General features: G+C 70.5%; 20 protein-coding genes. 9 read left to right on the forward strand and 11 right to left on the reverse strand.

The genetic code is table 11. The features are described 5' to 3' along the window. The first annotated feature begins 41 nt into the window (after positions 1–41). From QTI51_RS21065 to QTI51_RS21085, 5 genes are all read left to right on the forward strand, one after another. Entirely contained in the window at positions 42–1043 is a 1002-nt protein-coding gene (locus QTI51_RS21065; protein ID WP_286515562.1) for a Bug family tripartite tricarboxylate transporter substrate binding protein, read from the forward strand. Positions 1044–1211: 168 nt separating this feature from the next. Next, on the forward strand, positions 1212–3134 hold the full coding sequence (locus tag QTI51_RS21070) for a PAS domain-containing hybrid sensor histidine kinase/response regulator (protein WP_286515563.1): 1923 nt from the start codon (positions 1212–1214) through the stop codon (positions 3132–3134). A 140-nt stretch (positions 3135–3274) separates the two neighbouring features. Beyond that, positions 3275–3745 carry an outer membrane lipoprotein gene (locus QTI51_RS21075; RefSeq protein WP_286515564.1) on the forward strand — a complete coding sequence of 157 codons (471 nt, stop codon included), beginning with the start codon at positions 3275–3277 and terminating at the stop codon, positions 3743–3745. A gap of 55 nt (positions 3746–3800) precedes the next feature. After that, on the forward strand, positions 3801–4943 hold the full coding sequence (locus tag QTI51_RS21080; protein ID WP_286515565.1) for a lipase family protein: 1143 nt from the start codon (positions 3801–3803) through the stop codon (positions 4941–4943). A gap of 99 nt (positions 4944–5042) precedes the next feature. Further along, a complete protein-coding gene (locus tag QTI51_RS21085; protein WP_286515566.1) occupies positions 5043–6065 on the forward strand; it encodes a helix-turn-helix domain-containing protein in 1023 nt (340 codons plus the stop codon). Between the two features lie 38 nt (positions 6066–6103). On the opposite strand, the gene QTI51_RS21090 is transcribed toward QTI51_RS21085, so the two are convergent. Genes QTI51_RS21090 through QTI51_RS21100 form a run of 3 tightly spaced genes read right to left on the reverse strand, consistent with a single transcriptional unit; the run spans position 6104 to position 7328 of the window. Continuing rightward, positions 6104–6472 (reverse strand): hypothetical protein, encoded by a 369-nt coding sequence (locus tag QTI51_RS21090; protein WP_116913655.1) that lies wholly within the window; start codon positions 6470–6472, stop codon positions 6104–6106. Continuing rightward, positions 6469–6981, reverse strand: a complete 513-nt coding sequence (locus QTI51_RS21095; RefSeq protein ID WP_286515568.1) for a cupin domain-containing protein — start codon at positions 6979–6981, stop codon at positions 6469–6471. The genes QTI51_RS21090 and QTI51_RS21095 overlap by 4 nt, the downstream gene beginning before the upstream one ends. Further along, positions 6978–7328, reverse strand: coding sequence for a GCG_CRPN prefix-to-repeats domain-containing protein (locus QTI51_RS21100; protein ID WP_286515569.1), 351 nt, complete (start codon positions 7326–7328; stop codon positions 6978–6980). Before QTI51_RS21100 ends, QTI51_RS21095 begins: the two co-directional genes overlap by 4 nt. A gap of 220 nt (positions 7329–7548) precedes the next feature. On the opposite strand from QTI51_RS21100, the gene QTI51_RS21105 reads away from it, so the two are divergent. Beyond that, positions 7549–8067: a hypothetical protein gene (locus QTI51_RS21105; protein ID WP_286515570.1), complete on the forward strand. Its 519-nt coding sequence runs from the start codon at positions 7549–7551 to the stop codon at positions 8065–8067. Positions 8068–8111: 44 nt separating this feature from the next. Here QTI51_RS21105 and QTI51_RS21110 read toward each other — a convergent pair whose 3' ends face one another. The 4 genes from QTI51_RS21110 to QTI51_RS21125 form a co-directional block, all read right to left on the reverse strand. Beyond that, positions 8112–9290, reverse strand: a complete 1179-nt coding sequence (locus tag QTI51_RS21110) for an FUSC family protein (RefSeq protein WP_286515571.1) — start codon at positions 9288–9290, stop codon at positions 8112–8114. A 93-nt stretch (positions 9291–9383) separates the two neighbouring features. After that, positions 9384–10484, reverse strand: coding sequence for a helix-turn-helix domain-containing protein (locus QTI51_RS21115; protein ID WP_286515572.1), 1101 nt, complete (start codon positions 10482–10484; stop codon positions 9384–9386). A 116-nt stretch (positions 10485–10600) separates the two neighbouring features. Then, the gene (locus tag QTI51_RS21120) at positions 10601–11668 is read right to left on the reverse strand and encodes a helix-turn-helix domain-containing protein (protein ID WP_286515574.1); all 1068 of its coding nucleotides are present in this window, start codon (positions 11666–11668) and stop codon (positions 10601–10603) included. Then, positions 11661–12737 carry a helix-turn-helix domain-containing protein gene (locus tag QTI51_RS21125; RefSeq protein WP_286515575.1) on the reverse strand — a complete coding sequence of 359 codons (1077 nt, stop codon included), beginning with the start codon at positions 12735–12737 and terminating at the stop codon, positions 11661–11663. The genes QTI51_RS21120 and QTI51_RS21125 overlap by 8 nt, the downstream gene beginning before the upstream one ends. A 217-nt stretch (positions 12738–12954) precedes the next feature. Between QTI51_RS21125 and QTI51_RS21130 the strand changes: the two genes are divergently transcribed. The 3 genes from QTI51_RS21130 to QTI51_RS21140 all read left to right on the forward strand — a co-directional run bounded on the left by QTI51_RS21130 (position 12955) and on the right by QTI51_RS21140 (position 15639). Beyond that, positions 12955–14703 (forward strand): multicopper oxidase family protein, encoded by a 1749-nt coding sequence (locus tag QTI51_RS21130; RefSeq protein ID WP_286515576.1) that lies wholly within the window; start codon positions 12955–12957, stop codon positions 14701–14703. A 179-nt stretch (positions 14704–14882) separates the two neighbouring features. Continuing rightward, the gene (locus tag QTI51_RS21135) at positions 14883–15143 is read left to right on the forward strand and encodes a hypothetical protein (RefSeq protein WP_286515577.1); all 261 of its coding nucleotides are present in this window, start codon (positions 14883–14885) and stop codon (positions 15141–15143) included. 10 nt (positions 15144–15153) lie between these two features. After that, entirely contained in the window at positions 15154–15639 is a 486-nt protein-coding gene (locus QTI51_RS21140; RefSeq protein ID WP_286515578.1) for a hypothetical protein, read from the forward strand. A 10-nt stretch (positions 15640–15649) separates the two neighbouring features. Here QTI51_RS21140 and QTI51_RS21145 read toward each other — a convergent pair whose 3' ends face one another. The 4 genes from QTI51_RS21145 to QTI51_RS21160 form a co-directional block, all read right to left on the reverse strand. Beyond that, the gene (locus QTI51_RS21145; RefSeq protein WP_286515580.1) at positions 15650–17803 is read right to left on the reverse strand and encodes an ATP-binding protein; all 2154 of its coding nucleotides are present in this window, start codon (positions 17801–17803) and stop codon (positions 15650–15652) included. 125 nt (positions 17804–17928) lie between these two features. Further along, complete coding sequence (leuD, locus tag QTI51_RS21150) at positions 17929–18615, reverse strand: 3-isopropylmalate dehydratase small subunit (RefSeq protein WP_286515581.1); 687 nt, start codon at positions 18613–18615, stop codon at positions 17929–17931. Continuing rightward, positions 18612–20018: a 3-isopropylmalate dehydratase large subunit gene (gene leuC / locus QTI51_RS21155; RefSeq protein ID WP_286515582.1), complete on the reverse strand. Its 1407-nt coding sequence runs from the start codon at positions 20016–20018 to the stop codon at positions 18612–18614. Before leuC ends, leuD begins: the two co-directional genes overlap by 4 nt. Then, on the reverse strand, positions 20015–20953 hold the full coding sequence (locus QTI51_RS21160; protein ID WP_286515583.1) for an alpha/beta fold hydrolase: 939 nt from the start codon (positions 20951–20953) through the stop codon (positions 20015–20017). Before QTI51_RS21160 ends, leuC begins: the two co-directional genes overlap by 4 nt. Between the last annotated feature and the right edge of the window lie 121 nt (positions 20954–21074).

Genomic DNA, 21074 nt, shown 5'->3' on the forward strand with positions numbered 1-21074 from the left:
ACCGCTGCGCCACTCCACATTCTTCTTTCAGAAAAACAGACATGAACCAAGCTCACATCAGCCGCCGGCACCTGCTGGCCACGGGCGCCGCAGGCGCACTCTCCACCCTCGGCCTGCCGGCCTTCGCAGCCGACGCCGCCTGGCCGGCCAAGATCGTCAAGATGGTCGTGGCCTTCCCGGCCGGCGGCCCGACCGACACGGCCGCGCGCATCGCGTCGCAGAAGCTGGGCGAGCGCCTGGGCACGTCGATCATGGTCGACAACCGGCCCGGCGCGTCGGGCTCCATCGGCACGGCGCAGTTCATCAAGTCGCCGGCCGACGGCAACACGCTGTCGATGTTCGGCATGCCCGCGCTGCTGGCGCCGCTGCTGTACAAGAACGGCGCCTACGACGTGGAGAAAGACTTCATGTGCGTGGCCACCGTGTACGACCTGCCCATGGCCATCGTCGTCAACCCGACGCTGATGCCGGGCGTCGATTCGCTGCAGAGCCTCATCGCCCAGGCCAAGGCCGCGAAGACGCCGCTGAACTACACCAGCTCGGGCGCGGGCAGCTTCGGCCACCTGGCCATGGAGCAGCTGAAGGACCTGGGCGGCTTCGACATGCAGCACGTACCCTACCGCGGCAGCGCGCCGGCCGTCACCGACCTGCTGGGCGGCCAGCTGGGCGTGATGTTCGCGGACGTGGTCGCGGCGCTGCCGCACATCAAGTCGGGCAAGCTGCGCGCCATTGCCGTCAGCTCGCCGCGCGGCAACGTGCTGCTGCCGGGCGTGAAGACGGTGTCGGCCCAGGGCTTTCCCAACTTCGACTTCGATTCGTGGGGGGGTCTGATCGCGCCGCTGGGCACGCCCGCGTCGGTGGTCACGCGCATCAACAAGGAGCTCTCCGACATCCTCGCCAAGGACAAGGACGTGCAGGACAAGCTGGTGCACGCCGGCGCCATCGCCGCCTACCAGCCGGCGGAGGCCATGCGCAAGCGACTGTCGGCGGATGCCGCGCGGTGGACCAAGGTGGCCAAGGACAAGAACATCAGCGCGGTCTGAGCGGCTGCGGGCCGCCGAACAGTCGCCTTCGCAGGTGGCTGTTCAAGCGCCTTTTCAAGTGGTTTGTAGGCGGCATCCCACGACCCCCTCCGGTACGATCAAAAGAGGCAGCGAACAACAAACACGGGCGCCTCCGGGACGCCCCACGATCGAACCGAGGTGACAGCCATGCGAGATTCAGTCAACACGACGCGGCTGTCCGCGGCAACGCTTTCCGAAGCCGACTATCTCCAGATGGTCGAGGCCGTCACCGACTACGCCATCTTCTTCCTCGACCCCGAAGGCCTCGTCATCAGCTGGAACGCTGGCGCGCGCCGGACCACCGGCTACGCCAACGAGGACATCATCGGGCGCCACTTCTCGGTGTTCTATCCGACCGAGGCGCTCGACAGGGGCTGGCCCGCCCACGAGCTCGAACAGGCGCGCGCGCTGGGCCGCTTCGAGGACGAAGGCTGGCGCCTTCGCAAGGACGGCACCCGCTTCTGGGCCAACATCGTCCTCACCCGCCTGAGAGCGCCCGACGGCACGGTGCGCGGCTTCTCGAAGATCACGCGCGACCTGAGCGAACGGCGCCAGCAGGAAGACATGCTGCGCGCCAGCGAGGAGCGCTTCAGGCTGCTGGTGGAAGGTGTGAAGGACTACGCCATCTTCATGCTCGACCCGCAGGGCCGCGTGGCCAGCTGGAACCTGGGCGCGCAGAAGAACAAGGGCTACACCGCCTCCGAAATCATCGGCCAGCATTTTTCGAAGTTCTATCCCGAAGAGGCCATTGCGCGCGGCTGGCCGGCGCAGGAGCTGCGCAACGCCGTGAAGGACGGGCGCTTCGAGGACGAAGGCTGGCGCGTGCGCAAGGACGGCACGCGCTTCTGGGCCAGCGTGGTCATCACCACCCTGTACGACGCGGCCGGCCAGCACAAGGGCTTTGCCAAGGTGACCCGCGACCTGACCGACCGCATGCGCATCAGCGCGCTCGAAGACGAGGGGCGCCGCCTGACCACCTTCCTGGCCATGCTGGGCCATGAGCTGCGCAACCCGCTGGCCCCCATTTCGAATGCGCTCGAATTGCTCAAGCGCGAGCAGAACGGCTCCAAGGTGCTTGAGCGCACGCGCGACATCCTGGAGCGGCAGCTCAAGCAGATGACACGGCTCATCGACGACCTGCTCGACGTGGGCCGCATCACCAGCGGCAAGATCCACATGGAAGCCAAGCCGGTGCGGCTGCGCGACGTGGTCATCGACGCCGTGGAAACCATCGCGCCGCTGGCGGCGCCGCGCTCGCAGACGCTCGACGTGCAGGTGAACGCCGTCGACCCGTGGGTAACGGGCGACAGCGCCCGGCTGGTGCAGGTGGTGAGCAACCTGCTGCACAACGCCTCGAAGTTCACCGGGAGCATGGGCCGCATCTCGGTGGTGCTGGCCGTTGCAGGCGCGCAAGCCGAGATCACCGTGAAAGACAACGGCCCCGGCATTGCGCCGCACAACCTGCAGAAGGTCTTCGACATCTTCGTGCAGGAAGAGCAGGACGCGGCGCGTTCCAAGGGCGGCCTGGGCCTGGGCTTGAGCCTGGTGCAGCAGGTGGTGAGCCTGCACCAGGGCTCCGTGAGCGCTTTCAGCACCGGCCGCGCGGGCGAAGGCAGCGAGTTCGTCGTGCACCTGCCGCTGGCGTCGGCCCCGCAGGCCGAGCCCGACGGCACCGGCCGAGCCCCCGGCGAGCGGCTCGTGCTGATCGTCGACGACAACCAGGACGCCGCCGACACCATGGCGCTGCTGCTGGACGTGCTGGGCTATGCCACCGCCGTCGCGCACGACGGCTTCTCGGCCATCGCGGCCGTCAAGGCGAAGCGCCCCGACCTGGTGCTGCTCGACATCGGGCTGCCCGGCATGGACGGTTACCAGGTCGCGAAGCAGCTGCGCGCCGAGCTGGTCGACCCGCCCACGCTCATCGCCGTGACCGGCTACGGCCAGGCCAGCGACCGGGGCAACAGCCTGGACGCCGGCTTTCACAGCCACCTGGTGAAGCCGGTCGATGTGGCGCGGCTGGAGCAGCTGCTGCAGGAGCTGCTGCCGCTGCGAGGCGACGGCACGCCGTAGCGCAAGGCACGGGCGGCTGCCGAGCGCTGCCGAGCGCAGGGGGAGCGACACGGCAGGGCATGAAACGGGACGCAGCGACAACTGCGCGGGGCACGGCATTCCTACGATGGCCGCACCCTTCATTCTTCGACTGCCCCGCCATGAAATCGCTGTTCTCCGCGCCCTCGCGCCTCTTCAACATTGCTGCCTCGCTCGCGCTGGTGCTGAGCCTCGGCGCCTGCGCGACCTACACCGGCGCGCCGCCCGGCGCCGTCGAGGTGCGCCAGGGCGTGGTCGAGCAGATCAACCCCACCCAGCTGCAGAGCGTGCAGCACCAGGGCATCGGCGCCGTCGTCGGCGGCATCGCCGGCGCGGGGCTGGGCAACCTGTTGGGCCGCGGCACGGGGCGTGACGTTGCCACGCTGCTGGGCGCCATCGGCGGCGGCATGCTGGGCAACCAGATCCAGCAGAACGACTACGAGCAGCCCCTGCCCGGCCAGCAGGTCGTGGTGCGCACCGACAGCGGCGTGATCGTCGCGGTGACGCAGCCGATCGACCCGGCGCTGTACCCTGGCATGCGCGTGTACCTAGAGGGCAGCGGCATGGGCGCGCGCGTCGTGCCGCGGCAATGAGCCCCGAAGAAAGGGCTTGCGGACGGGCCGCGACGGCCACCAACTGACAGCTCCCATGACATCGCAGTTTCTTCGCGCGCTGCTCGCGCTCCTGGCCGCGGCGTTCTGCGGCTTCGTCCATGCCGCGCCCGGCGTGCTGTTGCGCGCGGTTCCCATGTCGGGCGCGCCGATGGGCGCCAGCGCCAGCCGCATCCTCTACACATCGCTCGGCGAGCGCGGCGAGCCCATCGTGGTCTCGGGCATCGTCGTGGTGCCCGATGGGCCGGTGCCGCCGGGCGGCCGCCCCATGGTGGCCTGGGCCCATCCGACCACGGGCATCGTGCCGGCCTGCGCGCCCTCGCTCGCGCTGCAGGTGATCCGCCGCATTCCGGGCCTGCCGGAGATGCTGGCGCACGGCTGGGTGGTGGTGGCCACCGACTACCCCGGGCTGGGCACCGCCGGACCGCACCCCTACCTGGTGGGCGGCAGCGAGGCGCGCTCGGTGCTCGATTCGCTGCGCGCGGCGCGTGCGCTGCCGAATGCGCACGCGGGTTCGCGCTTCGCGGTCTGGGGCCATTCGCAGGGCGGCCAGGCGGCGCTCTTCACCGGGTTGATGGCCCGGCAGTACGCGCCCGAACTCACGCTCGAAGGCGTGGCCGCCGCGGCCCCCGCCACCGACCTGCTCGCGCTGCTGGACGACGACTTCGACAGCATCGGCGGGCGCAACCTGTCGGCCATGACCTTGTGGTCGTGGTCGCGCGTGTACGGCCTGCCCATCGACAAGCTGGTGCTGCCGCAGGCCATGCCGGCGGTGGACGCGCTGGCCAATGAATGCATCGAGTCGGCCTTCGACATCGTGCGCCGCATGGTCTCGGGCCGCAGCCTGGCGCACACCTTCCTGAGCGTGGGCAATTTCAGCAAGCTGGAGCCCTGGCGCTCGATGCTGGCGCTGAACTCGCCGGGCCCGCTGCCGCGCGGCGTGCCGCTGTTCATTGCGCAGGGCGAGGCCGACGGGCTGGTGCGCCCCGACGTGACGCGCGCCTATGCCGCGCGCCAGTGCGCCGCCGGCGGCAGCGTGCGGCTGCTGATGCTGCCGGGCGTGAACCACGGCTTTGCGGGCCGCGACGGCGCCGCGCCCGCCGTGGCGTGGATGGCCGACCGCTTTGCCGGGCGGCCCGCGCCCAGCGACTGCGGCGGGGCACTGCAACAAGGTGCCTGAGACGGAATGCAAACATCTGGGACGCTGCGTTCACTGGCGGGGCCGTCATTTACTTAACATCGAAAGTAATCAGCCCCCCACATCGTCCTGGAAGCCGCCATGTTCGCCGTCGCATCCTCGCCCGTTCCGCAGATCCGCTTCGACTCCAGCAGCCTGCCGGCGGGCACTGCGCTGGACCGCTGGCGCTCCAACCTGTCGCAGAGCTGGGACATGTCGCTGGTCGACGAGGCGGCCGCGCCGCACTTTCACGCCGACGTGTCGATGTGGCGCATGGACGGGCTGCTCGTGGGCAACGCCAACTTCGGCCCCACGCAGACCCGCATGCGCCGCGAGAAGAACATTCGCGCCGACCAGCTCGACCACTACCGCGTGCTGCTGATGCGCTCGGGCGAGTTCCACTGCGATGCCGACGGCTCGCAGGTGTCGCTGGCGCCGGGCCAGTTCGTGGTGACCGACATGGCGCTGCCCGAGCGCAGCGAATCGGCGTGCGCGAGCGCGGTGGCCTACGTGCCGCGCGACATGCTCGACAACGCGCTGCCACGGCCCATGCCGCTGCACGGCGTGTCGCCGCGCAATGCATGCGCCGGACTGCTGGGCGAACACCTTTCCGCGCTGCTGCTGGGCCTGCCTTCGGCCACGCCCGAGGAGCTGCCCTTCTTGACGCAGGCCACGGTCAACCTGATTGCCGCCAGCCTGGCCTCCAGCGCCGAGAACCAGGCGCTCGCCCGGCCCGCCATCGACAACGTGCTGCTGCGCCGGGCGCGCAAGCATGTGGAGCAGCACCTGACGCAAGACGAGCTGAGCGCCGCGCAGCTGTGCGTGCAGCTGAAGGTGTCGCGCTCCACGCTCTACCGGCTGTTCGAGCCGCTGGGCGGCGTGGCGCAGTACATCAAGGAGCGGCGGCTCGCGCGGGTGCACGAGATCTTGAGCCGGTCGTCGGAGCGGCCGCACATCGCGCGGCTGGCCGAGTCGCACGGGTTCAAGAGCGCGGCGCATTTCAGCAAGGCCTTTCGCGAACAGTTCGGCTACAGCGCGCGCGAGGTGCCTTTCAACATCGCGCAGCGCGGCGCCCGCCCGCGCGCCTCGGTGCGCTTCGACGATTGGCTGAGCAGCCTGCAGTGAGGTCTGCGGCTTGCGGCCTTTGACATGAGGCCTGGGGCTCAGCCCCCGCCCTTGTGCCCCGACCGGTGCCGGTGCTCGGCCGCCTGCAGGTGGTTGCGAAGCACGGTGGAAATCAGGTCGATGCCGACCCCGCCGAACAGCGCCGGCACCAGGTAGAGGCCGATCGCCATCTCGGAGGCGAAGACGTCGTCGAGCTTGGTGACGGTCTGCGCCGCCCCCGAGGCCAGGCTGTGCAGCAGCCCGGTGTCGACCGCGGCCACCGTCACCAACGTCACGCCCAGCAGCAGCGTGGTGCGCGTGGAGATGGCGCGGCGCTTTCGCAGCAGCGCATACAGGCCCACCGGCACCGCCAGCGACAGCGCGATGAGCGCCCAGAAGCGCAGTTCGACCAGTCCGGTTTCAGTCATGGCCCGCCATCTTGCGACGCTCCCTCGCCGGCGTCCAGCGGCGCGCCCAGGTAGTCCACGCCCCAGCGCCGGCCGAACAGGCGCAGCATGGCGCACCGCCGTGGCGGCTCGGCCGCCATGGCCGCCGCCAGCTCGCGAAAGAACGCCGCCGCGTCGGTGCCCGGCTGGATGATCACCTTCTGCCGCGCGCCCGTGCCCGTCACGTTGACGAAGGCCCGCGCCGCGCCGCCCGGCACGCTGACAAGGTCGCCGCGCCGCGCGATGAAGCGCCGCCCGTCCACCTCGAACAGGAAGCGGCCGGTCACGACCTCGAAGATCTCGCTGCGCTCCCACCGGTGCAGCGGCGGGCCGAAGCCGGCGGCGTTGGTGGTCTCCACCACCACCGGCAGGTCGGCGCCCCATGCCGCGGCGATGCGCACGCGCACGCCCATGCCGATCGAGGGAATGCGGATGATCGGCTCGGCGCGTGCGGGGCGCGCGGTGCTCAGGCCCGGCGGCGCGCCGGTCACTTCCAGCTGCCGTCGGGCAGGCGGCCGTGGTACGGCGTGTTGCGGCAGTGGCCCCACGGGCCGCGCCAGTAGCCCGGCGGGCAGCTGTAGCGCACGCGTGGGTACTCCTGGTAGTAGCCGCCGGGCAGCGGGCCGTAGTAAGGCGTGTAGCGGCAGCCGCCCCACGGGCCACGCCAGCCGCTGGGGCCGCAGCCACCGGAAACGGGCACGACCATCGCGCTGTCGATATGGACGACGGCGGTGTCGCCGCGGGTGTTGATGTCGGTGCCCGCGAACGCGTTCACCGCGGGGCCGGCCGCGCCGCCCAGCATCGCCGCGCAGAGCAGCAGTTTTTTCCACGTTGCCATGGTGATTCCTCGTGTGTTGAAAGAGTGAGGCGATCGTAGAAAACGAGGCCCGCGGCATGTGTCCTGCCGATCCCAGTTCATGCGGTTTCGTCCCACCGGCGCGCATGCGTCTTGAAGCAGCGGGACGGCGCGGCAACAAACGGGACCGCCAAGAAATTGCGCGCGGCCGCGGCGCGCGAGCATCGGTGCCTTCACGCAACCACACTGTCAGGACTCACCCATGCCTTCCCTTCGTTTCGCATCGCTCTTCGCGGCGACCACCGCCGCCGCCGTGCTCGGCGGCTGCGCCTCCAGCGGCATCATCGGCGCCGACCTGGTCAAGAACGGCCGCGCCGTCGACCCCGTGCTCATCGCCTGGAAAAGCAACGACGGCGCCATCGACGGCACCATGACCGCGACGCTGCCCGACGCCACGTACCAGGGCCGCTTCATGCAGATCACGCGCCAGGTCGACAGCGACACGCTCGCGCCCATGTGGGCCGGCTGGCCCATGGGCTGGTCGGACTGGCCGGGCTACGGCCCCGGCTGGGCGGTGGCTCCGATGGCTCCGATGCTCCCCATGGACGCCGTGCAGTTCAGCACCGTCTACAGCGGCAAGGTCGTCGCCAACCTGAAGAGCCCCGGCGGCAAGCTGATGCGCTGCCGCTTCCAGATGACGCGGCCCGACGCGGGCATGTCCGGCGGCGGCACCGGCGAGTGCCAGCTGGCGGGGGGCGAATCGGTGCAGGCCAGCTTCTGACGCGGGCGCGCCACGCCGGCCCACTCGTGCACTCCTGGCGTCGGTCAACCCGTTGCACGGCCTCGCCCGAGCCAGGCGGCGCGCCCCACGGCGGCCAGGCCCATCGACAGCGCCAGCACGGCGATGCCCACCCCGATGCCCGCCATGCGCTGCAAGGCCGGCGCCTCGCCCAATAGCGTGCCGGGGTCTTGCACGAAGACCATGATGAAGGCCACGCCGAACTGCAAGGCCATGTAGCGCACCGACGCCGCGCCCTCCTGCAGCCACGCCGCGCACCACACGCCCGCGGCCAGCGCGACGTGGGCGGCCAGCGGCCGGCCTTCGACCCAGGGCAGCACGGCGGCGGCGAGCGCGATGGCCAGCAGGCAACCGGCCGCCCGCTGCGCCATGCGCTGCGCCACGCGCCGGCGCGTGGCGGCCACCAGGCCCTCGACAGGCACCACGAGCACCGCGATGGTGGTGACCATGGCCTGCGTGAGATGGCGCAGCTCGGTCAGCGTGCACGCCAGCGCCAGCGCGGCGACGGCGAATGCGCAGTGCAAGGCCAGGTGCGCGGCATTGCGGCGGAGCACGGCAACGTCCGCGCCCGATGCCGAACCCGATACCGCGCTGATCGGCAACGCCACGCCGGCCTGCCCGCCGCGGCGACCCAGCCGCGCGCCGAGGGCGTCGGCGGCAACCGCCACGCAGACGCAGGCCAGGCTGCCGATGGCGACATCGAAGACACGCACGCGCGCGAATTCGGCCAGCGCGGCTGCGCCCGCCATGCCGACCGTGGCCGCGCTGACCGTGCGCGCCTCGCACACGACCATCACGAAGGTCACGAGCCCGAGCACCCAGGCGTAGCCCTGCGCGAAGGCCAGCGCGCCATACAGGCAGAGCCACGCGATCAAGCCCACGGCGAGCACGAAGGCCGCCGCGTGCGGCGCCAGCCAAGGCCCGAGCAACCAGCCGAGCAAGGCGCCCGCCAGCGTGCCGAGCCCGCGCAGGCCCGCGCGCGCCAGCGTCGTGCGCCAGCCGGCCTGCATCACGGTGAACGCGCTGATGGCCGCCCACCAGCTGTCGGCCAGGCCGAGCGCGTGGCAGGCCAGCACGGCGAGTGCCACCGACGCGACCTGCCGCAACGCGTGCACGTTGCGCGGGTGTCGCCACGCGCGGCTTTGCCACTCGTCGCGCAGGCCGAGCGCCATGTCGCGCAGCGGCGCGAGGACCTCGCGCGTCAAACGTGCCGGACGAATTGAACACATCGCACGCATTCAGCACGCGCAAAAAGGAAACGCCTCGTCGGCCCTTGGCCGCACCGATGCACCATGCCGCTAGTGCTTCTGCAGCTGGTTGAGCCAGCCGGCAAAGCCCTGCCCCGCCGCCTGCGCCTTCGTCGCGGGTGCCATCGCCGGCATGGCCTGGCTGCCCACCTCGCTCGGGCTGTAGCCGAACTGCTGGCGAAACGCGCGGCTGAAATGCGCGGCGCTCTTGAAGCCGAAGTCGTCCGCCACGCGCGCCAGGTAAATGCGCTTCTGCGGCGCCGCCAGCAGCGCGTGCACCGCGCCGAGCCGGCGCTCGCGCACGAAGGTGTTCACCCCGCCCACGGGCTCCAGCAGCCGGTACAGCGCGCTGCGCGACATGCCGAACTGCGCGCACAGCCGCTCTACGCCGAGCGTGCTGTCGCCCAGGTTCGCGTCCACGTAGCGCTTGATCTGGCGGATGAACAGCTGCTCGAACTGCGGCCGCGCGAGCGCCATCGATTCCACCGTGGGGGCCACGCTGGCGGCCATCATGCAGAACGTGGCCCTGGCCGCGGCCTGCACCTCCGGCTGCGTCATGACGGGCGCGGCGGACGCCAGCGCGCACAGGTGCTCGCCCAGCAGCCGGCCCGAGATACCCTGTGGCGAAAAGCCGTGCAGGTCCACCTTCTTGGGCAGCAAGGCATCGAGCGCGTCGCGCGGAATGAACACCGAAATGTCTTCACCCGCGACAAAGTCCATGCGGTAGGGGCGCGACATGTCCAGGAAGAGCGGTGTGCGCAGCTTCACGCCGCGCGCTTCGCCCGACAGGTCGCGCAGCGCGAACGGGCTGGCCTGGCGCAGCGGCAGGTTCAGGCAGTAGTGATCGACCTGGCTGCTGCGAATGGAGGCGCTGGTGCGCAGCACGCTGTGCGAGAAGAAGAACGAGCGCTGCATCATCGCGAGCTCGCCGAGCATGAAGCCGCGGTGTTCCACGCTGCCGCCACCCTGCGAATTAGGCGAAGCGTGCGGATCATGTGGGTCCAGCGGACCGCGAGGAAAGTCGAGCTCGAAGTTGGCCGAGAAGCGCTCGCGCAGGTGGTCCTTCAGTTGCGCGGCGGGCAGTTCGTCGCTTCTGAAGACGATCTGCTGGATCGCCGGGGGTTCGGTCGGGGCTTCGGTCGGGGGCGTCACGGGGTCCTCCGGCGGTCTTCTTGTGCTTGCGCTCCCTGCGACGGAAATTCTAGGAACCGGGCGCGTGGCCGGGTGCGCTGGCCATCCCAAATCTGTGTCGGGTGTCTCATCGCAGGCTAGGCCAGCACGGTGCGCCACCATTTGGCCGGCGTGGTGGCCGCGGGGTCGATGGCGATGGCGGCATGCCCATCCGCCGCCTGCACCTCAGTCGGCGCGTAGCCGAAGTGCGCCCGGAAGGCGCGGCTGAAGTGCGCCGCGTTCTTGAACCCGTGCTGCTCCGCCAGCCGCGACAGGTACACCCTGCCCGAAGGCGCGCGCAGCACCGAATGGATGCGCTCCAGCCGTTGCGAGCGGATGTGGTGCGCCACGCCGCCCAGCGGCTCGAACATCCGGTACAGCGTGGCGCGTGAGAGGCCGAAGGCGCTGCACACCCCTTCGCTGGACAGGTCCGCGCGCAGCAGGTGGTCGTCGATGTGGCGCAGCACCTGGCGCATGAGCGTCTGCGTGAGCGCGGGGCGTGCCAGGTCGAGCGTGGCTGCCGACGGCGCCAGGCTCGCGGCAAGCAGGTGCAGGGTGGCCTCGAAGGCGCCGGCCACTTCGCCCTGCGTCATGTCGGGCAGCCGCAGCACCAGCGATTGCAGGTGCGCGACCAGCATCGCCCCGCACGCGCCCTGCGGCACCACGCCATGCAGGTCGAACTGCCGCGGCAGCAGCCGGTCGAGCGCGTTGCGCGGAATGAACAGCGAGGTGATGCGCCCCGCCCCGTGCGACAGCGCCTTCGGCTGCGCCAGGTCGCTGAGCAGCGGCTGGCCGGGAGGCGACGCCAGCTCGCGCTCGCCGTGCCGCATGCGCAGGCCGGTGCCGTCGTGGGCCAGCTGCAGCGTGTAGTGGTCGACGGGCTCCTTGCGCACCAGTGCCGGCGTGCGCACCATGCGCTGCGCGCCGTACTCGCCCGCCGACACCAGCATGCCCGCCAGGTTCCACGCCTGGGTGCGCACGTTCCAGGGGCGCGCGGCCACCGGGTCGATCTCGACGATGCCGATAGGCGCCATCTGCACACGCCAGTGCTCGATGCGGTCGGCCAGCGACAGGGCCGAGGTGTCGAGCACGAAGGGCGACACCGGCTGCGCAGCAGCAGGAGCAGCAGCGCCACCCGCCGGGCCGGAAGTGGCGACCTCAGTCATGCAGCGCATGCAGCCACTGGCCGAAGACCGGCATGGCGGTTGTAACGCCGACCCCACCCGCCCTGCCCCCACCCATGCCCTCACACGTACTGCGTTCGCGGCCTGCCGGCCACGCAGCCTGCACATCGCGCGGGCTGCACCCGAAGCGTTCACGAAACGCGCGGCTGAAATGCGTGGCGCTCTTGAAGCCGTGGCTCTCCGCGATGCGCGACACCGACTGCCAGCGCGAAGCCGACGCCAGCACCGTGCGCACGCGCGCCAGCCGGCGCTCCTTGATGTGGTTGGCCACCCCGCCCAGCGGTTCGAACAGGCGGTACAGCATCGAGCGCGACACGCGAAAACGCTCGCACAGCGCCTGCGCATGCAGCGCCTCGTCGGTGAGGTTGTGCTCTATGTAGCGGCACACCTGGCGCCGCAGCGCGTCTTCGACCGCCGGGCGCGCGGCCGGCAGCAGGGCCGCCGTGGGCGCCAGGCTGGCCGCCAGCAGGTGCAGGGTGGCCAAGCGCGCACCCACCACTTCTTCCGGGCGCATGCGCGGCATCTGCCGGGACAGCTCGGCCACGTGGTCCACGAACATGCCCGCGCAGGCGCCCGCGGGCACCACGCCGTGCAGGTCCAGCGGCTGAGGCAACAGGCTGTCGAGCGCCTCGCGCGGCACGAACACGGCCACGCTCGCCCCGGCGTCGACGTCCATGCATTCGGGGCGCGCCATGTCGGTGATGGCGAATTCGCCGCGGCGCAGCAGCCGCCGAGTCTCGCCCGCCTGCACGCGGGTAACGCCGTCGCCCAGGCGCACATGCAGCTTGTAGTGGTCGAGGTGCGTGGTGCGCACGGTGTGCGCGTCGCGCGTGAGGATGTGGCCGCCGCAGGTTCGCGGGCTCAGCATGAGGCCCCCGAGCGTCCATACCGAAGTCCGCGCTTCCAGTTGGTCGGCCGCCGTGCCGTCGGGCATCGACAGGCGAAACGCATCCGTGAGCCGGTGCTGCCAGCAGTCGAAGCGTTCGGCGGGCGCCAGCGCGCTCGCGTCGAATTGGGTGAAGACAAGCCCATGCTCGGAAATCGTCGGCATTCGCATACCTTTCCTCATCGGCGGATCGAAAGATTGTCTGCCCTCGACAAGGTTTTGTATGCATTTGCGGGCCGGTGCCAAGGGCCGCGCACATTTGTTGCAGTGCGTTGCGAGACCTGCGGGTTGATCCGAACAGCAAAGATTTGGGATCGACAGGCAAGCCACGCCCCGCGCCCGCGTCTAGATTTGCAGCGATCACCGCCAGCCGGAGAAGCACATGCACGCCTGCAAGCCACAGCCTCGTGACGGCCATGCCGCGCGCCGCAGGCTTTTCTTCGTGCTGGCGCCCTGCCTTGCGGCCACGCTGCTGGCCACCGGCTGCGGGGACGGGGGCGGCGGTGGGGGTGGCGCCCCGTTCATTCCTGGCAACAACGGCACAGGGCTCGTCACCGAGACCTTCCGCAACCCGCCCGAGGTGACGAGCAAGGACGGCGTGCTCAGCACCACGCTGGAGGTGTCCACGCGCACGGTCGAGGTCGACGGCCTGCCCGTGACGACCACGGTCTACAACGGCGCGTACATGCCGCCGGTGCTGCGCCTGAAGCCGGGCGACACGCTGGCGCTGCGGCTGGTCAACAACTCGGCCGCGCCGACCAACGAGCACTACCACGGGCTGAACGTGTCGCCGCGCATCAACCCCGACGCCACCGTGTCCGACAACGTGTTCCTGCACGTGCCGCCGGGCACGACCACCGACTACCGCGTGGCCATTCCGGCGTCGCACCACCCGGGCCTGTACTGGTACCACAGCCACCAGCACGGCAGCTCGGAGCAACAGGTGATGGGCGGGCTCTCGGGCGGCCTGGTGATCGAGGGGCTTCTGGCGCCCGTGCCGGAGCTGGCGGGCATCAGGGAGCGCATGGTGCTGCTGAAGGACATACAGATCGGCCCCGACGGCAAGGTGCCGGCCGACATCGACAGCAGCGCGCCCACGCACCGCACCGTGAACGGCCAGGCCAACCCGGTGATGACCATCGCGCCCGGCGAAACCCAGCTGCTGCGCATCGGCAACATCAGCGCGAACATGTACTACCGCCTCACGCTGGCGGGCCACACGCTGTACGAGCTGGCGCGCGACGGCATCCGCCACAACCGGCTGGTGCCCTTCAGCGAGCTGCTGCTGCCGCCGGCCTCGCGCAGCGAGGTGCTCATCCAGGGTGCGGCGGCGGGCACCTACGCGCTGAAGTCGCTGCCCATCGACACCGGCCCGCAGGGCGACACCGCGCCCGAGGCCACGCTGCTCACGCTGGTCTCGCAAGGCGAGCCGCAGCAACCACGCGTGCTGCCCGCCGCCTTGCCGCCCGTGGAAGACCTGCGCACCCTGCCCGTGGCGCGGCGGCGCACCATCACCTTCCAGGAGTCGGCCGACGGCAACACTTTCTACATCGACTCGGGCAACGGCCCGCGGCAGTTCGACCCCGCGCGGGTCGACGCGACCATCCAGTCGGGCACGGTCGAGGAATGGACCGTGCTCAACCCCACGGGCGAGTGGCACGTGTTCCACATCCACCAGACCGACTTCCAGGTGGTGGAGGTCGACGGCGCCGCGCGCGACTTCGTGGGCCACCAGGACAACGTGAACGTCTCGTTCCAGCCCGACAGCGGGTCGCCGCCGGGGCAGGTGAAGCTGCTGATCGACTTTCGCGACCCGATCGCGATCGGCAAGTTCGTCTTTCACTGCCACATCCTCGAGCACGAGGACGGCGGAATGATGGCCGTCGCCGAGGTGGTGCCGGGCTGGCCGGACCTGGCGCGCGCCAAGGCGCGCACTGAAACGCCCACGGCGCTCATGACGCCCGTGGCGCGCGAGTCGGTGCTGGCCGCGGCGCGCGGCATTGTCCAGCGCTGGCTCACCGGCGAAGACGCCCTGGCCGCCGCGCGCGCGCGGCGCGAGGAACTCTTCGCGCAGGCGCAAGCGGCGAGCCTGTGCCGCACCGACGCGCCGCCACCCGAGGCGAGGCAGTGAAGCAACGAGGCCGCGGGACGCCCGTGCAATAGATCGGACGCGCAGCACACCACGCCGCCCGCGCAACGGCGACAGTCATGGCTGCCGGGACCACACGTTGTTTGTCGAGTGCCACCGGCGCCAGGGCGCGCACCGTGCGCGCCCGCTCGTCATCCACATCCTTCCGATCTCGAACCATCATGAAAACCTTGACTGCATTCATCGGCGGCGTTGCCGCCACGGCGACACTCACCGCCTGTGCTTCCGCCTTCCCGCTGTCGCACCCCAACTTCCAGAACGCCGAGCAGGCGCTGCAGGTGGCCATCAACCATATCCAGGGGGCGCAGCAGGTGAACGGGCCCACCTTCGGCGGCCATGCGGGCCGCGCGATCGAGCTGATTCGCCAGGCGCAGGACGAAGTCGCCATCGCCGACGAATACCACCGCGGCGTGCGCTACTGAAGGCCGCGCCATGCCGCTGCATGAAGCGTTGGCGATCCTCGCGCTGACCGCCTACGCGCTCTACAAGCAATCCGTGGCGCACCGCGTGGTGGGCCGCACGCGCTTCAAGCTGGCGCTCATCTACTGCGGCGTCGGGTTGGTGGCGGGCGGCTTCCAGTGGCCGCCGAGCGAGCTTGCGTGGATGGTGCTGCTGGGCGGCCTGCTGCTCAGCGCCGTCACCGGTGTCGCAAGGGGCCGGTGGAGCCGGCTGTGGCTGGACGCGAACGGCCAGCCCATGGCGCGCGGCACGCCGCTGACGATCGCGTTGTTCCTGCTGCTGATCGCGCTCAAGGTGGGCATCGGCGCCTGGGAGGCCGAAACGCACCAGGCCGCCGCGCACGGCGGCTTCGGCGAGGTGCTGCTGCTCATCGGCGTGATGGTGGCGCTGCAGGCCGAGATCGTCTGGCGCCGGGCATCGAAGCTGGCCGCGAGCCCGTCGGCATTTGTACGCGCGTGAACTCGCCCGCTCAGCCCTGCGAAATCATTTCCTGCACGCGGGCCGCCAGGGCCTCCAGCTGGAACGGCTTCGTCATCACCGCCATGCCGCGCTCCAGGTGACCGTTGCCCACCGCCGCGTTTTCCGCGTAGCCGGTGATGAACAGCACCTTCAGCTCCGGCCGTGATTGACGCGCCGCGTCGGCCATCTGCCGCCCGTTCATGCCGCCAGGCAGCCCCACGTCGCTGATCAACAGGTCGATGCGCACGTCGGACTGAAGGATCTTCAAACCCGCCACGCTGTCTGCCGCCTCGATGGCGCTGTAGCCGAGCTCCTGCAGCACGTCCGTTACCAGCATGCGCACGGTGGGTTCGTCGTCGACCACCAGCACCGTCTCGCCCTGCTCGGAGCGCGGCGGCGGGCGCACCTCGACGCCGTCTTCGTCGATGTCGCCGCCGGCGTGGTGGCGCGGCAGGTAGATGCACACGGTGGTGCCCTTGCCGAGCTCGGAGTAGATGCGCACCTGCCCGCCCGACTGCTTGGCGAAGCCGTAGATCATCGACAGGCCGAGCCCGGTGCCCTGCCCCAGCGGCTTGGTGGTGAAGAAGGGCTCGAAGGCCCTGTCCTTCACGTCGGGCGACATGCCGGTGCCGGTGTCGGTCACGCACAGAGACAGGTACTGGCCTTCGGGCAGGTCGTGGGTGCGCGCGCCGTGGCGGTCCAGCCATTTGTTGGCGGTCTCGATGGTGATGCGGCCGCCGTCGGGCATGGCGTCGCGCGCGTTGATGCACAGGTTCAGCAAGGCGTTTTCGAGCTGCGACGGGTCCACCAGCGCCGGCCACAGCCCGCCAGCGCCCACCACCTCCAGCTCCACCGAGGGGCCGACGGTGCGGCGCACCAGTTCTTCCATGCCGGCGACGAGGCGGTTGATGTTGGTCGGCTTCGGGTCGAGCGTCTGCCGGCGCGAAAACGCCAGCAGCCGGTGCGTGAGCGCCGCCGCACGCTTCACCGCCCCCTGCGCCGCGCCCATGTAGCGCTCCAGGTCGTTGTGCCGGCCCTGCGCCAGGCGAATGCCGATGAGCTGCAGCGCGCCCGAAATGCCGGCCAGCAGGTTGTTGAAGTCGTGCGCCAGGCCGCCGGTGAGCTGGCCAACCGCCTCCATCTTCTGCGCCTGGCGCAGCGCCTCCTCGGTCTTCAGCAGCTCGGAGGTGCGCTCGGTCACGCGCTGCTCCAGCTGGTCGTTCAGGGTGCGCAGCATGGCGATGGCGCGGTCGCGCTCGGCCTCCACCGCGCGGCGCTCCTCGACGTCGATCAGCACCCCCGGAAAGCTGATGGGCGTGCCGTCGGCGGTGTGGTCGACGCGCCCGTTCGCCTCGATCCAGTAGTACTTGCCGTCTGCCCGCCTTACGCGGTACTGGTGCGCGTAGGCACCGCCGCGCCCGATGGCCGCGTTGATGGCCGCGAGCAGCCCGTCGCGGTCGTCGGGGTGCACCGTGGCGATGATCTGCTCCAGCGGAATGCCGCTGCGCCCCATCGCCGGGTCGATGCCGAAGCTGGCGGCGAACCCCTCGTCGATGGTGAAGCGGTCGGTAGGAAGGTCCCAGAACCAGGCGCCGATGATGGCGCCCGCGCTGAGCGCGAGCTGCACCCGCTCGGCGTTCACCCGGGCGCGCTCGTGCTCGGTCGCGGCACGCCGCTCGGCCAGCACGCGGTCGGTGGTCTCCACGACGATGGCCACCACGCCGAGGACGGTGCCCTCCGCGTCCAGCGCCGGGGAGTATTCGAGGTCGGCCCACAGCATGCGCGGCGTGCCGTCGCGCACCAGCGTGAGCTCCTGGTCCTTGTACGAGAGCGTGCCGCCCTCGTGGTAGACCTTCTGCAGCACGTTGGCGTTGAAGTCGGCCACCTCGTGCCAGCCTTCGAGCACGTTGGAGCCCAGCAGCTCGGGATGCCTGTTGCCGGCGAACGGGCCGTAGGCGTCGTTGTAGATCATGACGCCCTTCTCGCCCCAGAGCGTCACGATGGGCGTGGGGCTGCGCAGCACGAAGGCCAGGACGGACTTCATCTCCGCCGGCCAGCCGTCGATGGCGCCGATGGCGGTCGCGCCCCAGTCGAAGCGATCGATGAGCCCGCCCAGTTCGCCGGCGTTCTGGAGGAACGCGCGGCCTGTGGAAGCGGCTTGCAAGGCGGGGGAATTGCGCATCCGCCGACTATCCCAAATTGCCCGCATTTCGGGAACGCCGGCGTGGCGGCCGGGAGACTGCGCGAAGCAAACTTCGATGCCGGCTGACGCCGCGCGTGCGTGTCCGCTTACGCGAGGCCGTCGAGCCGCGCCTTGGTGCGGCGCGCCACGTCGCGCGTCCAGGGTTGGGCGGCCCAGTGGCGCTGCGCGAAGGCATCGATGGCGGCACGGTGCGCCAGCGACGCACCGATCAGGTCGAGGCCCTCGAGGAACATGGCGCGGTGGCGCGGCGACAGCGTGAAGCCGTGCGTGCCCAGCGGCGAGCGCACCTCGAGGCGGCGCACATCGATTTCCAGGCGCAGCGGCGATGCTTCGAATGCCGGCGAGGCGGCAAGGCCGAGCAGCGCCTGCACGTCGGCCTCGGGCAGCATCACCGCGAGCAGGCGGTTGTTCATGGCGTTCGAATAGAAGATCTCGCCGAAGCTGGGCGCAATCACCGCCTCGATGCCGTACTGCTGCAGCCCCCACACCGCGTGCTCGCGGCTGGAGCCGCAACCGAAGTTGGCATCGGCCACGAGGATGCGCGTGCCCGCATAGGCGCCGCGGTTGAGCACGAACTCTTCGCGCGGGCTGCCGTCGCCATGAAAGCGCAGGTCCCACAGCAGGCCCTGCGCGAGCCCCGCCTTGTCGATGCCGCGCAGGAACTGCTTGGGCATGATCTGGTCGGTGTCGAGGTTGGCGATGGGAATGGGCGCGGCGATGCCTTCGATGCGGTCGTGCTCCTGCGCGCTATCTTGCGTGGGGGTCGGGGTCATTGCAGAGGCTCCAGCTTGCGAACGTCGGTGATGTGGCCGGTGACGGCGGCGGCCGCGGCCATGGCGGGGCTCATGAGGTGGGTGATGGCGCCGCGGCCCTGCCGCCCCTCGAAGTTGCGGTTGGTGGTCGATGCGCAGCGCGCGCCGGGCGCGAGCACGTCGTCGTTCATCGCCAGGCACATGGAGCAGCCGGGCTGGCGCCATTCGAAACCCGCGCGCACCAGCAATGCCGCGATGCCCTCGGCCTCGGCCTGCGCGCGCACCGCGCCGGAGCCCGGCACCACCATCGCGCGAATACCGGGCGCCACGCGCCGGCCCTGCACCACCTGCGCGACGGCGCGCAGGTCTTCGATGCGGGCGTTGGTGCACGAGCCGATGAACACGTGCTGCACGGCCAGCCCTTCGAGCGGCGCGCCCGCCGCCAGCCCGGTGTAGCGCTGCGCCTGCGCGATGCTGGCGCCCTGGGCGCCTTCGGCCGCAGGCACCACGTCATCGATGGCCACGGCCTGGTCGGGGCTGGTGCCCCAGGTGACGCAGGGCGCGACCTGCGCCGCGTCGAAGCGGTGTTCCACGTCGAAGCGCGCGCCCTCGTCGCTGCGCAGCGTGGCCCAGTGCGCCAACGCGAGCGCGCGCTGCGCGTCGTCGATGTCGGGTGCGCGCGCCAGCACGTAGTCGATGGCGGCCTGGTCGGGCGCAATCAACGCGCCGCGCGCGCCGGCCTCCACCGCCATGTTGCACAGCGTGAAGCGTGCCTCGACCGACAGCGCCTCGATGGCCTCGCCGCAGAACTCCACCGCGAAGCCGCGCGCGCCCTGCGCGCCGATGCGGCTGATGATCTTCAGCACCAGGTCTTTCGCGGTGGTGCCGGTCGGCAGGCGGCCGTCGACGCGGATGCGCATGTCCTGCGCGAGCCGGTACACCAGCGTCTGCGTGGCCAGCACGTGCTCGACCTCCGATGTGCCGATGCCGAAGCCCAGTGCGCCGAGCGCGCCGTAGGTGGTGGTGTGGCTGTCGCCGCAGATCACGACCATGCCGGGGCGGATCATGCCGTGCTCCGGCGCGATGATGTGCTCGATGCCCTGCAGCGCGTCGTTGGTGTCGAACAGCGCGATGCCGTGGCGCTCGCAGTTGCGCTTCAGGTTGCTCGCCTGCAGCGCGGAGGCCGGGTCCTGGATGACGCGGTGGCGCACCGCATGCGTGGGAATGATGTGGCTCACGGTCGACACGTTCTGCCCCGGCATCGCCACGCCGCGGCCCTGCTCGTGCAGGCCGGCGAAGGCTTGCGGGCTGGTGTATTCGTTCATCAGGTGCAGGTCGCAGAAGAGGAGCACGTTCTGCGCGTCGAGCTGCGTCACGGTGTGCGAATCGACCAGCTTGCGGTAGAGGGTGGTGGGCGCGGTCATGCGTGGGCTCCGTGATCTTTGTGGTCCCCGTGGTTCACGTGGGTTCCTTGCTTCAGGAAGGGCAAGGCCCTGTCCAGCAGCGCCTGCGGCGCCTCTTCGGCGATGTAGTGGCCGCAGGGCAAGGCCTCGCCCTCGACCTGCAGCGCCACGCGCCGCCACTCGGCTAGCGGATCGAAGCAGCGATGCACGACGCCTTGCGCGCCCCACAGCGCCAGCAGCGGCGGCTGCAGCAGGCGGCCGGCGTCGCGGTCGGCCTGGTCGTGCACGAGGTCGATGCCGGCGGACGCGCGGTAGTCCTCGCACAGCCCGTGCGCGGCGCCCGGCAAGGCCAGGCAGCGCTGGTATTCGGCAAGCGCGCGCGGGTCGAAGGGCGTGAGCCCCGCGCTGCGCCGGCCCATCACTTCGCGCACGTAGGCGGCGGGGTCGGCCTCGATGAGGCGCTCGGGCAGCGGCGCGGGCTGGATCAGGAAGAACCAGTGCCAGTAGGCGCGCGCGAAGGCATCGGTGGTCTGCGCGTACATGGCCAGCGTGGGTGCGATGTCGAGCAGCACCAGGCGGCGCACGGCCTCGGGGTGGTCCATGGCCAGACGGTGCGCCACGCGCGCGCCGCGGTCGTGGGCCAGCACGCTGAAGCGGCTGTGGCCGAAGTGGCGCATCAGCGCGACCTGGTCGGCGGCCAGCGCGCGCTTGGCGTAGTTGGCGTGGTCCGCATCGCCGCGCGGTTTCGACGCATCGCCGTAGCCGCGCAGGTCGGCCGCCACCACGGTGAAATCCTCGGCCAGCACGGGCGCGACGCGGTGCCAGATGGCATGCGTCTGCGGGTGGCCGTGCAGCAGCAGCAACGGGGCGCCGCGGCCGCCGACCACCGCCGAGATGGCGATGCCGTCGCCCACGTCGACGTGGTGTTTTTCGAAGCCGGGAAAGAGGTCGCTCATGGGGTGTCCTTCGGTGTCTGCGTGGGCTCTGGCCTTGCGTCTTCGGGCCACTGGGGCAAATCGTAGTTAGTTCTTTGCATGCCACAAAGTCGTCTCAGACAATTGATTCTTTCTTGTGGCG

The sequence above is a fragment of the Variovorax sp. J22G73 genome, assembly GCF_030317035.1.
GTDB lineage: Bacteria > Pseudomonadota > Gammaproteobacteria > Burkholderiales > Burkholderiaceae_C > Variovorax.